This window comes from Maribellus sediminis, from assembly GCF_011799805.1.
GTDB classification, from domain to species: domain Bacteria; phylum Bacteroidota; class Bacteroidia; order Bacteroidales; family Prolixibacteraceae; genus Draconibacterium; species Draconibacterium sediminis_A.
This window is the reverse complement of record NZ_WXUB01000001.1, coordinates 137,804-153,137: the sequence shown is the minus strand read 5'-3', so window position 1 is coordinate 153,137 and position 15,334 is coordinate 137,804. Positions and strand designations below refer to the sequence as shown.

General features: G+C 43.6%; 8 protein-coding genes. 7 read left to right on the top strand and 1 reads right to left on the bottom strand.

All coding sequences use genetic code 11. The annotated features are described in order from the left end of the window. Positions 1–6: 6 nt before the first annotated feature. From HFD85_RS00570 to HFD85_RS00540, 7 genes are all read left to right on the top strand, one after another. Positions 7–2,460, top strand: coding sequence for a copper-transporting P-type ATPase (locus tag HFD85_RS00570; protein ID WP_240924990.1), 2,454 nt, complete (start codon positions 7–9; stop codon positions 2,458–2,460). Positions 2,461–2,654: 194 nt separating this feature from the next. Then, positions 2,655–3,002 carry a heavy-metal-associated domain-containing protein gene (locus tag HFD85_RS00565; RefSeq protein WP_167604660.1) on the top strand — a complete coding sequence of 116 codons (348 nt, stop codon included), beginning with the start codon at positions 2,655–2,657 and terminating at the stop codon, positions 3,000–3,002. A gap of 163 nt (positions 3,003–3,165) precedes the next feature. After that, the gene (locus tag HFD85_RS00560) at positions 3,166–3,603 is read left to right on the top strand and encodes a hypothetical protein (protein ID WP_167604659.1); all 438 of its coding nucleotides are present in this window, start codon (positions 3,166–3,168) and stop codon (positions 3,601–3,603) included. A 78-nt stretch (positions 3,604–3,681) separates the two neighbouring features. Further along, the gene (locus HFD85_RS00555) at positions 3,682–5,220 is read left to right on the top strand and encodes an efflux RND transporter periplasmic adaptor subunit (RefSeq protein ID WP_167604658.1); all 1,539 of its coding nucleotides are present in this window, start codon (positions 3,682–3,684) and stop codon (positions 5,218–5,220) included. Between the two features lie 12 nt (positions 5,221–5,232). Continuing rightward, entirely contained in the window at positions 5,233–8,334 is a 3,102-nt protein-coding gene (locus tag HFD85_RS00550) for an efflux RND transporter permease subunit (protein ID WP_167604657.1), read from the top strand. Continuing rightward, positions 8,331–9,509: a TolC family protein gene (locus HFD85_RS00545; protein ID WP_167604656.1), complete on the top strand. Its 1,179-nt coding sequence runs from the start codon at positions 8,331–8,333 to the stop codon at positions 9,507–9,509. Before HFD85_RS00550 ends, HFD85_RS00545 begins: the two co-directional genes overlap by 4 nt. Positions 9,510–9,738: 229 nt before the next feature. Beyond that, a complete protein-coding gene (locus HFD85_RS00540; protein WP_167604655.1) occupies positions 9,739–10,641 on the top strand; it encodes a cation diffusion facilitator family transporter in 903 nt (300 codons plus the stop codon). A 37-nt stretch (positions 10,642–10,678) separates the two neighbouring features. Here HFD85_RS00540 and HFD85_RS00535 read toward each other — a convergent pair whose 3' ends face one another. Then, positions 10,679–15,154 carry a lamin tail domain-containing protein gene (locus HFD85_RS00535; RefSeq protein WP_167604654.1) on the bottom strand — a complete coding sequence of 1,492 codons (4,476 nt, stop codon included), beginning with the start codon at positions 15,152–15,154 and terminating at the stop codon, positions 10,679–10,681. Positions 15,155–15,334: the final 180 nt, after the last annotated feature.

Here is a 15,334-nt window from a genome sequence, read left to right as displayed (position 1 = left end):
ATGAATATGGAAAAAGTAAAGAAATATGCCTGCCCGATGCATTGCGAAGGCGATAAAAGCTACGACCAGCCGGGTGATTGTCCGGTGTGCAACATGCACCTTGTTCCTGTTGAAGAAGCAGGACAATCTTACCATGCCAATCATTCTGCCGGTGGTAGTTCGCACAAGCATCATGAGCATAATAAACAACACAATCACCAACATCAACATAAAGCATCATCAAACGGAAAAGGCAAATACTACTGCCCCATGCGTTGCGAAGGCGACAAAATGTACAATGAACCAGGCTCTTGTCCGGTTTGTGGCATGGATCTGAAAAAAGAAGAAAGCAAAAAAAGCAGCAGCAAAAATACAACTTACACCTGCCCAATGCACCCGGAGGTAAAACAAGACCACCCCGGAAGTTGTCCGAAGTGCGGGATGGACCTGGTTCCCGAAAAAAGCGGGAATGTAAGCGAGGAAGAAAAAGCGTACAAAAAAATGCTTCGTAAGTTCTGGCTGGCGGTAGGATTTAGCCTGCCTTTGTTAATAATAGCCATGTCGGGAATGGTTCCCTTTTTAAAACTGAATAACATTGCATCAGAAAAAGTCTGGAACTGGATTGAGTTTGCATTGGCTACTCCTGTAGTTTTTTATGCCGGATGGGACTTTTTCAAACGTGGATGGAGTTCAATAGTCAGGCGCAGTCCTAACATGTGGACACTAATTTCAATTGGTGTCGGGGCTGCTTTTTTGTTTAGTGTAGTTGCCATACTCATGCCGGGCATCTTCCCTGCGCAATTTAAAGATGGACAGGGCAATGTTCACGTATATTTCGAAGCAGCCGCAGTAATCCTTACACTAGTGCTGCTGGGACAGGTGCTCGAGTTAAAGGCACACAGTAAAACTAATTCAGCCATAAAGGCATTGCTGGAACTTGCGCCTCCCGTGGCCCGGATCATTCGCGAAGGCGAAGAAATGGAAATACCACTTGAAAAGGTGCAGGTTGGCGACATTCTGAAAGTAAAACCGGGTGAGAAAATACCCGTCGACGGAGTAATCACGAACGGTAATGCCGTGATCGACGAAAGCATGATTACCGGTGAATCGATTCCGGTCGACAAGGAGAAAAACGACAAGGTTACCGGGGGAACGGTCAACGGAAAAACGGCCTTTGAAATGAAAGCAGAAAAAGTTGGAGAAGACACCCTGCTTTCACAAATTGTGGAACAGGTGAATGAAGCCGGACGCTCGCGGGCGCCTATTCAGAGTATGGCGGATACCATTTCGAAGTATTTTGTCCAGATTGTGGTTTCAGTAGCCATAGCAACTTTTATTATTTGGGCCATTTGGGGACCCGAACCGACCTATGTTTACGCTTTTGTAAATGCAGTTGCGGTTCTAATCGTCGCCTGTCCATGTGCACTTGGACTTGCTACACCCATGTCTATCATGGTTGGTTCGGGACGAATGGCGCAGTCCGGAGTCCTGGTAAAAGATGCGCGTGCCATCGAAGAGATGAATAAGGTTGATACGCTGGTAATCGATAAAACCGGGACCATTACCGAAGGAAAACCATCGCTCAAGAGTTATAAATCGTTCGGTAAAATGAGCGATGAAGAAGTGTTGAAACTGGCGGCATCCCTGGAAGCAAACAGCGAACACCCCATTGCAGCATCCATTATTGCTGGTGCTAAAGAGAAAAAGATCAAAACCGAAAAAATAGAGGATTTTGAATCGATTACCGGCAAAGGAGTAAAGGCAACTTACAAAAATGAAACATTTGGTCTGGGAAACCACCGCTTGTTAGAAGATTTTGGAATTACCGCTGAAAGAGATGTTCGAGATGAAGCAAAAGAATGGCAATCTTATGGCCACACAGTGATGTATGTAATATCTACTAAAAACATAGAAGGAATTATCAGCGTTGCCGACTCCATAAAATCCACCTCAAAAAAAGCCATTCACGAATTGCAACGAAAGGGTTTAAAGGTACACATGTTTACCGGCGACAATGAACAAACCGCCAAGGCAGTAGCCGATGAAATAGGGCTCGACAGCTATTCTGCCAACTGCCTTCCGGATGACAAAAACAGGAAAGTAAAAGAATTACAGGACCAGGGTCATATCGTAGCCATGGCAGGCGACGGTATTAACGATGCACCGGCACTTACCAGGGCAAACATTGGTATTGCCATGGGCACCGGCACCGATATCGCCATGGAGAGTGCAGAAATAACACTTGTAAAAGGTGATTTGAATGGAATTGTAAGGGCTCGTGAGTTGAGTCATAAAGTTATGAAGAACATTAAACAGAACCTGTTCTTTGCATTTGTTTACAACTCGGTTGGAGTCCCGGTAGCTGCCGGAATCCTGTTTCCGTTTTTTGGCATTTTGCTGAGTCCCATTATTGCAGCAACTGCCATGAGCTTTAGTTCGGTTTCAGTAATTACCAATGCATTGCGATTACGAAAAAAATAAAAAACAGATATTGCACATGTTAAAAGATTTTCTTCAGATTCAGCTTTCAACTCCCCCTTTGAAGGGGGCTGGAGGATGAATAAGTATTTCAACAAAATTCACCCCTTTTATTCCCCTCAAGGGTGAATTTGAAAAAGGAAAGATTTAAAAATTAGGATAACAACTTAATAATTAACCATTTAAAATTTTAAAAGATGAAAGCAAAAGTTTTGAGTTTAGCAGCCCTGTTTATAATGGGCGCATTTACCGTTTTTGCAGGAAACAAAACGGAAAAAATTAAAGTGTCTGGAAATTGTGGTATGTGCGAAAAACGTATCGAAAAAGCTGCAAGTGCGGTTGAAGGAGTTTCTAAAGCTGACTGGAATAAAGAAACAAAAATGCTGGAAGTAACTTTCGACGATGCTCTTACCAGCACCGACAAGATCGAAAAAGCCGTTGCAAAAGTAGGGCACGATACACCACATTACAAAGCAAAGGATGAGGTATACAACGAACTGCCAGGCTGCTGTCATTACGACCGGAAAAAAGATGAGGAGAAATAAAGTTTAGTTGAGGGATTGAAAGGAATAACCCGGTTTGTTTAGTATTTCTAAGCTGCCGGGTTTCTTTTTGAAGCGCATCAAAATACTTATTGTTAAGCTTTTCGCTTAGCAACTTTTTTTTACTTTTGTTATTCGCTGAAGCAAATAACTGGAATTATACTTTTTGAAAAGCAAACTAAAACATATTGGGAGTCTTTTTTTATTGCTGGCCGGATCGGTTATTCTGGCACATGCTTTAGTACCTCATCACCAGCACGATGGGCAACCTTTTTTCGGAATTTCCAGTTGTCACCATACACACACCAACCAGCATGAAGCTGATGGCCACACAACAGCTTGTAATCACGATCATTCTGAAAACGAAGCGAGCGATTGTGCCTTGCACCACCTGCTTGTAATTCCCGGGAAACAAATAAAAGCACAACAGGCTACGGTTATCTCGTGTTTGCTAAAAAACTACAGCCTGACCACATCCGAATTATTCAAATCTCAACTCATTACAAATACCTGCGACTGGCGTTATCACATTGAAGGGACCATTCCTTTACCAGCAAGTATTTACGCGTCAACCAAAGGTTTACGTGCTCCACCAATGGTTTAATTTTCCCCGCCAAACTTCTTTCCGGCTCCCGTCCGGAATCACGTTTTATTATTCGGAAAATTAAACAACATTATTAGAATGAAATCAAAATTCTTATGGATGGCAGTTATTGCATTTATGTTTTTCTCATGCCATCAATCCCAGTCATCACACAGCGAAGAAGCTGAGCAAGACCACGAGCACGAAGCTGCTGAGGAACACGAACACGAAAAAGTTCAATTCACCGCTTACACTGCTAACTTTGAACTGTTTGCAGAAGCCGATGCCATGGTATTAGGCGAGTCGGCCAATATTCTGGCGCACTTTACTTTTCTTGAAAATTTCAAACCACTTGAATCGGGAAAAGTAACTGCCAAACTCATCGTTAATGGAAAAACAGTGAGCCAAACTTTAAACGAACCGCTTCGAAAAGGCATCTACAGTTTTTCACTTGATCCTACTGTTTCGGGTGAAGGGAAGCTGTATTTCGAAATAGAAACCGGAGGAGATCAATTCGAGGTTATTGTTCCCGATGTAGATGTTTTTGCCAGCGACGAGGAACTGGAAGAACATCATGACCACGGAGACGAACCATCGGCGGTAAACGCTACCGTTTTCACAAAAGAGCAATCATGGAAAATCGATTTCGAAACTGCTTTGCCCCGGGAACAAGCGTTCGGGCCGGTAATAAAAACAGTGGCTAAAATCGAATCAGCACCTGGCGAAGAAGAAATTATTGCTGCCAAAGCTGCCGGTCTGGTGTTGTTCAGCAACAGCAATTTGGTTGAAGGAAAAACAGTGTCAAATGGCGAAAAGCTTTTCACGATTTCCTCGAGCGAAATGGCCGAAAACAACTTTGCGGTTCAACTGGCAGAAGCCAAAAGCAATTACGAAACCAGCAAAGCCAATTACGAACGCAAATCGGAACTGGTGAAAGACCGCCTGGTTTCGGAGCAGGAATTACTGAATGCCAAAAATGCCTACGAAACCAGCAAAGCAGTTTACGAAAACCTTTCAAAAAATTTTAATGAATCCGGTCAGATGGTGAAGAGCAAAATGAATGGTTTTGTGAAACAGATATTTGTCAGCAACGGACAGTACGTCGCTGCCGGCCAGCCTTTGGTTAGCATCACGCAAAACAACAAACTGCTCCTCACTGCGCAGGTGCAGCAAAAATACCTGCCCTTGTTACCGGAAGTAAATACAGCAAACATCAGCACCATGCATGATGACCTAACGTTCACGCTGGACGAACTGAACGGCAAGATCCTTTCTTTTGGGAAATCGGCACCCGATGATTCCTACCTCTTCCCGGTAAATATAGAAATTGCCAACCATGCAGGTTTTGCCCCTGGTACTTTTGTTGAAATATTTCTGAAAACCCTTACCAACTCCAAAGCGATAACCGTTCCGAATGGTGCGCTTCTGGAAGAACAGGGCATTTACTATGTTTTTGTGCAGCAAACGCCGGAAATGTTTGAGAAACGCGAAGTTAAGATCGGTGGAACCGATGGTTTACAAACCGAGGTAATTTCGGGCTTGAGTGCCGATGAGCGAATTGTAACACACGGTGCCATGCAGGTAAAACTGGCTAAAGCCACCGGAACATTGGATGCCCACGCCGGACATGTTCACTAAAAAGAAAACACAATGATTAACAACATTATAAAGTTCTCGCTGAACAATAAATACCTGATTATTTTGAGTTCGGTTGTGCTGGTCGTGTTTGGAATCTACACGGTAAAACACACTGATGTTGACGTGTTTCCCGACCTCACGGCACCTACCGTAATTGTAATGACCGATGCACACGGCATGGCTCCGGAAGAAGTAGAGCGCCTGGTTACCTACCCCATAGAAACAGCAGTAAACGGTGCGATGGGCGTTCGTCGCGTGCGTTCAACATCCGGACTTGGCTTTTCATTTGTTTGGGTCGATTTCGATTGGGGAACCGACGTTTACAAAGCACGTCAGGTGGTTAGTGAAAAACTGATAAGCGTTCAGGAAGCAATGCCGGCAAATGTTGGCGAACCAATCCTGGCTCCGCAGTCGAGTGTTATGGGCGAAATATTTTTCCTCAGTCTTCAATCAGATACCACCGATCTGATGACACTTCGTTCGATCGCGGAATGGGATATACAACCCGTAATTTTGGCCACCGGAGGAGTTTCGCAGGTGACCATTATTGGCGGCGATTACAAACAGTACCAGGTGCTGGCCGACCCCCTGAGAATGAATTTCTACGGTGTTTCCATCAACGAACTGGCTGATGCCTGCCGCGAAATGAGCCAGAATTCGACGGGTAAGATCGTTCGTGAACACGGTAACGAATACGTGGTGCGCGGCGTAGCCCGTACTTCGAATCCCGAAGAACTGGGAAATACTTTCATCAAAATAATAGACGGAAAACCTGTTCGGGTAAACGATGTTGCAGAAGTAAAAATCGGCAGTGCCGTTAAAATGGGATATGCTTCGCACAATGGCAAAAAGGCGATCATTATTTCCATTTCGAAACAACCCAAGACCAATACACTGGAGGTTACCGAAAACATCGAGCAAAAGCTGGCTGCCATGAAGGCTACCTTACCACCTGATGTAAGCATCAATACAAAAATTTTCCGCCAGGCAGAATTTATCGAAACATCAGTAAACAACGTGCAACGTGCGCTGTTGGAAGGAGCGGTTCTGGTAATTGTCATCCTGTTCCTTTTCCTCGGAAGTTTCAGAACAACACTGATCTCGCTGCTTGCCATTCCGCTTTCGTTGCTGGGATCGGCAATTGTGCTTAACCTTTTTGGGCTGAACATCAATACCATGAGTTTGGGTGGAATGACCATCGCCATCGGTTCGCTGGTGGACGATGCCATTATCGATGTGGAGAACGTGTACAAACGTCTCCGGCAAAATTTCCAGCTGCCAAAAGGCGAGCACCAGAGTTCTTTTACGGTGGTGTACGAGGCCTCAAAAGAAATCAGGGCTTCAATTTTGAATGCAACCTTAATTATCATCGTTGCTTTTATGCCACTCTTCTTCCTATCAGGAATGGAAGGCCGCATGTTAAAACCACTCGGAATTGCCTATATCGTTTCGCTGTTTATGTCGCTGATTGTTGCAATGACACTCACCCCGCTACTTTCGAAAATGATGTTATCAAGCGACAAATATCTCTCCCGCAATTCAAAAGAAAGCTGGCTGGCACGCAATCTCACGATAGGCTACGAACGCTCACTGATCTGGGTATTACAACATAAAAAAGCAGTTGCAATTCCAATTCTGGGCTTGTTTGTGCTGTCTCTGTTTATTTTCACAGGTTTTGGCCGAAGCTTTCTACCGGAATTTAACGAAGGAGCTTTAACACTATCGGTGATCACGCAACCCGGAACATCGCTGGAAGAAAGCGACAAATTGGGCGAACTGGTAGAAACAGAAATGCTTTCAATTCCTGAAGTAAACAGCACCGCCCGGCGTACCGGCCGTGGTGAACTCGACACGCACTCACAAAGCACCAACAGTGCTGAAATCGATGTGAATTTCACTTTAAAAGACCGCGAACTGGAAACGTTTATGAAGGACGTCCGCAGCAAACTTTCAGGAGTTCCGGGAATTGCGTTTACCGTAGGTCAGCCTTTGGGACATCGCATCGACCACATGTTGTCGGGAACACGCGCCAACATCGCCATTAAACTGTTTGGCTCCGATTTAAACCGGATGTTCCAGATGGGCAATCAAATTAAATCAAGCATCTTTGATATCGACGGGCTGGTAGATGTAAACGTAGAACAGCAGATTGAGATCCCGCAGATTCAAATCCGTCCCAACCGCGATATGCTGGCATTTTACGGCATTCCAATCCACGAATTCAACGAATTTGTTGATGTGGCACTCGGCGGCGAAAAAATGGCGGACATTTACGAAGGACAAAGAACATACGATCTGATACTTCGGTACAACAACGATTATACTGAAAAACTGGAAGGCATTAAAAATGCATTGATCGATACACACGACGGGAAAAAAGTACCGCTAGGCGAAGTCGCAGAAATCGTTTCAGCCAGCGGGCCAAACTCCATCAGCCGCGAAAATGTAAAACGTAAACTGGTGGTTTCGGCCAACGTTGCCGGTCGCGATTTGCACAGCGTTGTGGAAGAGATCAAACAAAACGTCAACGCAAACATTGAACTGCCGGAAGGTTATCGCATTGAGTACGGCGGCCAGTTTGAAAGCGAGGAAAAGGCTTCGCGCATGTTGTTACTCACTTCCATTGCAGCACTTTTCGTCATCTTCATGCTTCTGTTCCAGGAATTCAAAAACTTTAAGTTGGCAGGCATCATTTTGCTAAATCTGCCGCTGGCGCTCATTGGTGGTATTTTTGCCATTTTGCTGACGTCGGGCATGTTAAGCATTCCGGCTATTATCGGCTTTATTACACTTTTCGGCATCGCTACCCGAAACGGCATCCTGCTGGTTTCGCGTTACCAGAACCTGGAGCAACAGGGCGAAAAGTTGTACGAAACCTTAGTGCATGGATCTAAAGACCGCTTGTTACCCATTCTGATGACCGCATTAACAGCCGCCCTCGCGCTTATTCCGCTGGCAATGAAAGGCGATCTGCCGGGTAATGAAATACAAAGCCCGATGGCACAGGTTATCCTTGGTGGTTTGCTTACGTCAACCATCATGAATATTTATGTTGTGCCTATTGTTTACTATGCCTTAAACAAAAACGGATACGCTAAAAAGGAATCGAAATGAAACAACTACTATTGATACTTACCGCTGTTCTAACGATTGGCCAGTTTTCATCGGCACAAAATAATATTGATGCCTTACTGGCTGAAATTGAGAACAACAATACCACGCTTTCAGCCCTCAGAAAAACTGTTGAAGCTGAAAAAATGGGCAATAAAACAGGTATTCAGCTGCAAAATCCCGAGGTGGAATTTCATTACTTGTGGGGCAACCCTTCGGCTATCGGTAACCGTACCGACATCAGCGTTCAGCAGTCGTTTGATTTTCCATCGGCCTATGCATACCGCAATCAAATTGCTGACATGAAAAATGAGCAGGCCGAACTGGAATACAAAAAGCAAAAGCTGGATATTTTTCTTCGGGTGCGTTTGATTTGTGCTGAACTCACTTACCAGAATGCACTGCGAACAGAATACCAAAAACGACAGGAAAATGCCAGCCGGATTGCACAATCGGTTGAAACAAAACTCAATGTAGGAGAAGCCAACATTCTGGACCGGAACAAAGCAAAAGTTACCTTATTAAATACAGAAGCTGAGTTACGACACATTGAAATTCAGCGGCAAACGTTGTTGCAACAACTGGCAACGCTTAACGGTGGAAATGCCGTGGATTTTAACGACAGCGTTTTTCAACTGTCGGCAATCGATACTGATTTCGAACAGTGGGTTGAACAAGCGGCTGTAAACAATCCGGTGCTCAACTGGTTAAAACAGGAAATAGATATATCGGAAAAAAACACCAGGCTGCAAAGCGCCCAAAGCCTGCCCAAACTGAATGCAGGTTATATGAGCGAAAAAGTAGTTGGCGAACATTTCCAGGGACTTACGGTTGGAATATCGATTCCACTGTTTGAAAACAAGAACACGGTGAAATATGCACGGCTGAAAAACGAAGCGGCCCAGCACCGGCAAATCGATGAAAAGATGCGTTTTTACAACGAAATGAAAACACTTCATACCAAGGCGATCGCGCTGCAGCAGAACATCAGCGAATTTCGCGATCAGCTGTCTTTACAAAGCGACCTCGAATTGCTGAAAAAGGCTTTGGACAAAGGCTCAATTTCGCTTACCGAGTACTTGTTTGAACTAACTGTTTATTACGACAGCCTGGAAAATTTACTGGAAATGGAAAAGGAATTAAGTACAACCAAAGCTCAATTGCTGATTTACAGCTAATGAATTACATATGATTGATCCAGAACATTTTAATGTACGAATTTTACTCTCCCTCTGTTCCCTCTCTACGTATAGAGAGGGACGATTGTGACGAAGTCGCAATCAGGGTGAGTTAGTTCAATAAAAACGTATTTATTGTTGTAAGTCAGAAGATTATTTAAGGATTTAAATATGTACTGTTTATTATACTGACTTTTGTACATTGTAATTCTATTCTAACAAAATAAGGATGGCACATTCGCATTCACATGATCACCACCACGAGCCGGGCAACCGCCACGGTAAGGCCTTTGCCATTGGCATTGCGCTAAATGTGGTATTTGTGGTGGTAGAAGTGATTTATGGCATGCTGGCCAATTCATCGGCGTTACTTGCCGATGCCGGCCACAATGCCAGCGATGTGCTGAGTCTTGTTTTTGCATGGACTGCCGCCTGGATGGCGACCATTAAACCAACCGGCAAATACACCTACGGACTGCGCAAAACTACCATTCTGGTTTCTATTTTGAACGCCCTGCTGTTATTCGGTGCTGTAGGTTTTATCGCCTGGGATGCCATTGGGAAAATCCAAAATCCTGAACCGGTGGCAGGAACACAAGTAATGATTGTTGCGGGAATCGGAGTGGTGATCAACACCATTACCGCCCTGCTTTTTATGAAAGGCCAGAAGGAAGACCTCAATATTAAGGGAGCGTTTCTGCACATGGCCGCCGATGCGGGCGTTTCGCTGGGGGTGGTTATTGCCGGATTACTTATTATGTCCACCGGTGCACTCTGGATCGATCCACTAACCAGTTTTGTGATTATCGCAGTTGTTTTGTGGGGTACCTGGAAGTTGTTTACCGATTCGCTGAGACTGGCGCTCGATGCTGTACCAAATCACATTAAAGTGGAGGAGGTCCGCACCTTTCTGGAAGCTCAGAAAGGCGTGATAAATGTGCACGACCTGCACATTTGGGCCATGAGTACCACCAAAGTGGCGCTTACTGCTCACCTGATCATGCCCGGCGGAAACGACGATGCTTTTTTGGCCCGTCTGCAGAACGATCTCGAACATCGCTTTGGTATTGGGCACACCACTTTTCAAATTGAAAAAGAACAGGTGGAAGCCAATTGCAGCACCGATTGCTAGTTCTTGAGAACGAAATCGGCTTTCTGTCGCCGTAAGCTTATTTCAATAATATAATTTGTTGAGCATACGAACCACAACGCAACAGATACATTCCCTCAGGCAAATTACTTAAATCAATTTGAGCCTGATTTGCATTGAGGTTTTCACTTTTCACCGGAATTCCTGTAAGAGTGAAGACAGTGATAAGTGCACCCTCAGTATCGAGTCCTGAAATATTTACTACTCCTGAAGTAGGATTTGGGTAAAATGCCAATTTACTATTCGTTGTATCCTCTGATTTTACGTTCAATAAAGTGTTCAAATTATTCTTCTTCCAGTTCTTCCCAAAGTGGTTATCAAGCTCATTCGAATTTAACGAAATACCTTCTCCATTTGCGATTTCCGGCCAGCTTTCATCCAAATTGTAATGCACCTGATCGATAATAATTCCCTGGGGAGTTTCCAATCTGATAGCTTCCCCTTCATCAGCCAGTCTTCCGCTTTCCCACTGGTAAACATCCCGGTTTTTATTGAACCAGAAATCAGAACTTATGTTGTAGGCCACGTAAACATCTTTACCAGGCTCAAGAATGGTATTTTCGGGAAATGCGAATGTGATACCTTTTGTAAATACATAACCGGAAATATCAATTTCTGACCTTCCCGGATTGGAGAGTTTAATAAACTCAATAATTTCTGATACAGGATTAGATTTGAATGCTATTCCGCTTATTAAAACCTGGTTAAATTCGTGTTCTATCGAAAGATCTGAACCGATATCCCCGGAGGATCCCGCACCAATACATGGTGAAGCAGCCAATAAGCTAAAATCAAACAAATTGGGATTGACAAATTGAGGATCGACAAATAAATTGTTGCCTGACCTCGGCAGTTCATCGTTGTCGGAGCTTGAATGCGAAATTTCAATGGTAGATTTTGAATCGCTGAAATAACTGGCATCGTAGGCATTCGAAAGAATGGAATTCGTAATCCTCACATTTGCACCGGCGTCACCTTCATTCTTTTCGTAAGTGGCCACAGAAGTTCCATTTCCGTAGTAGGTACAATGATCTATTGTCACCCGGCTTGAGTCTTTCAGTCCGGCTCCCAAATTGCAGTTGACAAAAACCGAATTTAAAATATTGGCTGATGATTGCTGCCCTACTGAAACACCTTTGTCAGTAATGTTATACACCAACATATTTTCGATAGTGATATTCTTTGCCCTTTCACCTATGTCGATCGCATCGCTGTTCAAACCGTGAAAATCGCGAATAAAGGAATTCCTGATCACGCCGTTTTCAACATCATCATAATCAATTGCGTCGGTATCCGGCAAGTCATTCCCAATAAATTCACAACTGTCGATTAAGCCTTTTCCGTATTTAATATTGATAAGGTCGCCCGTTATCCCGGAATGCAGCCTGCTGTTTTTCATCGTAATATCAGAATATCTTCCAAGCACCGGATTTTCATGAACATTTTCTATCACCGCACCATCAATAATTAATACGGAATTGAAAGCGGAAACTGCAGCAATTTCCCGTATCGGATTTCCTCCTTTCGAAGCATCTTCAATAATAATATTGGTCAGATATGAGGTATCGGCATTAACAAAATTCAGGTTTCCCCATTTGTGGTTTTTACTTTCGGGATTACTTCTGAAAACCACCGGCTCTTCATTAGTTCCTCTTGTTTCGAGTTTGCCGGTTACATGCATTGAAACATTATCCGAAAACCAAATTTCAACGCCCGGTTCAACGATAAGATTACCCGTTTTTGTAATCACAACATCATCCGGCACACAATAAGGAGAACATTCCTTTTTCAATATCATTTCTTCAGCAATCTCTTCCGGAACGATACAACTTCCATCGCTTTCAAAAAGTGCGATCACCTCAAGATCTTCGGTATGCGTAAAAGTTAACGAGTTACTGGTAATCAAACCTGAACTGTCGGTTGAAAATGCTGTCAGTTGCAAATCGAAACTGATATCAGAACTTGTCGGATTTGCCTGGTGAATTTCTACGGCAATAACATTATTACCTGTGTCCAGAAGCGTTTTATCAACCGGATAAACAAAAAAGTCGCTTTCATCGCCACCACTAATAGCAGTAAGAGCCCGGGTTGAGTTTACTATTTCACCTTCCGGCATGTTTTCGCGTATTACCACAACACCGTTAAGGTATACTATGGCACCGTCGTCGCATTTCAAATTAACTTTTAAGTTATCAAGATTGCCGGGATCTTCAATTACGAACTTTTTCCTGAAATACGTGGTAATGTGTTTATTACTGCCGTCTCCTCCATAGTCGACCAGTGTATTTTCGTCGCCGTCGCCATAACCAAGTTCCGCCTGCCCTTCTTTCCATTCGCTATCATCAAAATCTGCAGTTTTCCATGTTGAAGGAGCAGCAGTTCCTGAATCGTTGTATTTCCAAACTGCTTCCTTCTCAATAATGGCAATACTCCTGAGTATTTTCCAACCTATAAAATCATCTCCGCTTTTTGCTTCGGCAAACAACTTTATTTCTTCATTTTTGGGATACGCACCCTCGCTTTCAGCCTGTTTAATTTTGATGCCGTTGAAATTAACTGTACCTGCATTTGCGGGGGATATCAGCAGCGCTAAAGATTTACTGGCCTCAAAACCATAGTTTTTCAGATCATTTAAAAGGGCCGCTGGCCGGTGCTCGGCAAACACCTTCATTTTGTCTATTTCGTTGTTCCAGTGCTCCACTGAAGGAATCGGATCACCATAGCCAGAACTGGTCCCCTTCCATCGTTCAATATGTTTTGGGACTTCTTCTTCAATGTTGGTTCTAAATTCATCGATCATCGCCTTTACCCGATCGGGATCAAAGGTTGTAAACAGGTGATCAGCCAGGCGTTTACCAAAATAATGCCTGTAGTCGTCATTCTTAAGAAGCGCAGAAAGCGGAATCACACTTTTGCCGGCGTAAAAATTAATCATGTTATTCCCGGCATTGAAGAAGGTGCGATCCAGATCATTCAAAATCCATTTCCACTTTCCACCGTCCTGCGGCTTCCATGCCATGATGTTATGATCGACTGAAGTATTTTGGGAGTAGATTTCTGTGATCACAAAATCAGTAAAATTTTCAATATCCATCAATTCGGCCACAGCATTGTAGTTAGCCTGATTTGACAAATCCTTGTGGTATAAAGTTTCAAACGCCGCGTATTGATCAAGTGAGCCGGTTTCTACATAATTTTCATTCTCTACCATGTCAATTTTCCGGTCGCCAAGCTTGCGATTCTGCACTATAAAGTCTTCGTTCACTTTTGAGCGGATATTATGAATTCCCATGTACGCTCCGTTGACAAACACCACACAGGGTCTGATTCCCTGGAAGTCGACGTCCATGTTATCAGCAGTCAGCGTTTGTGCCATGCCATCTCTGAACAGGGTGAAAGCCCAGTCGCTTCCCGATGCTCTTAAGGCAAAATCATCGTAAGCAGATCGGTCGCGATCAAATAAAAGCGGATATTCGAGCTTCCCTTTTCCGTATTCTTTGCGGAAATAAATTCCTAACATCTTCTGCGGAAGCTGCCAGGAATACAATCCGTTGATTTTTGTGCCGGCTGCGAGGTTAAACCCTGCACGATCGCTGCCATCGTTTTCAAAAAGTTCTATGTTAATCGGAATTTCCCATTCAGGTTTGAAATCCTGCACATAAATTCCTTGCACCGTATCCCAGAAATTTTCAGGATCCGATGCCAGCGAAACTACCGGGAGTTTCCCGATGGAATCATTCTCATCGATAAAATAAGTGTTGGTTACCGTTTCACCCGGAACCTGGTTTTCTTTAAAAATACGCACCCTGAGCACTGTAGTTTTTTCAATTCGAAGGTCTGTAGTTAAAACCGGAGAATTCTCGGTGGGTACAGAACCATCGATTGTATAGCGCATATCACCTCCAAAAGAGTTAAATACCGACACTGTAACAGGCGTCTTAAAAATTCCACCCAAGGGATCAAAAAGAGGCTTATTTTTTACAATTCCTTCAAAATTTTGTGTGCTATTCGGGAAACCCGGAGAGGATTCGGGGAAAAAGTTCCAATCCGGCCCACCATCAGGTTTTCGACCCATTGAAATGTTGGGTTCCTGAAATCCGAATGAAACCGAATCGATAAATATTCCATCCTGATTTAAAATAGCCAGTTCTTCTCCATCAGCGGAAATTTTGAAATTGGTGTGCAGGCCGTTGTCATATCCATCGGCCCAGATAAGCAGGAAGCCTTGTGGCTCAATTTGCGTTCCTTCAGGAATCTTCCATTTGCTTGTATTGTTAAAATTATCGGTAAGGTAGTACCCTCCAATGTCGACCACCGAATTCCCTGCGTTGTAAATTTCAATCCAGTCGGCACTTTCCCCGTAATCAGGATCGACAGTTGTTCCGGTATTGGAAGCCAGAAATTCGTTAATCACTACCTGTGCTTCAACCCTTGCAGGAAAAAGAAATGCAGATAATGTAATAAACAAAGCGACCAATTGAGCTATCTGTTTCATACAATCTTGTAAGAATGAATTATTCCCGACCGGAATTTGTACAAATTCATTCGTGTTTAGTTCATTCAAAACTATGAAAATATCTGAGTCCCTCTATTTCTACACTTATAATGGATTACAAAAGTACCTGACTCACTTTCACTTGCACGATGAAAAAATACTTTATTTCTGATGAAAGAA

Bases quoted from the DNA above. Each gene is read 5' to 3' on its own strand.
- HFD85_RS00570 (WP_240924990.1), top strand. From the start codon at position 7: ATGGAAAAAGTAAAGAAATATGCCTGCCCGATGCATTGCGAAGGCGAT.
- HFD85_RS00565 (WP_167604660.1), top strand. From the start codon at position 2,655: ATGAAAGCAAAAGTTTTGAGTTTAGCAGCCCTGTTTATAATGGGCGCA.
- HFD85_RS00555 (WP_167604658.1), top strand. From the start codon at position 3,682: ATGAAATCAAAATTCTTATGGATGGCAGTTATTGCATTTATGTTTTTC.
- HFD85_RS00550 (WP_167604657.1), top strand. From the start codon at position 5,233: ATGATTAACAACATTATAAAGTTCTCGCTGAACAATAAATACCTGATT.
- HFD85_RS00545 (WP_167604656.1), top strand. From the start codon at position 8,331: ATGAAACAACTACTATTGATACTTACCGCTGTTCTAACGATTGGCCAG.
- HFD85_RS00540 (WP_167604655.1), top strand. From the start codon at position 9,739: ATGGCACATTCGCATTCACATGATCACCACCACGAGCCGGGCAACCGC.
- HFD85_RS00535 (WP_167604654.1), bottom strand. From the start codon at position 15,154: ATGAAACAGATAGCTCAATTGGTCGCTTTGTTTATTACATTATCTGCA.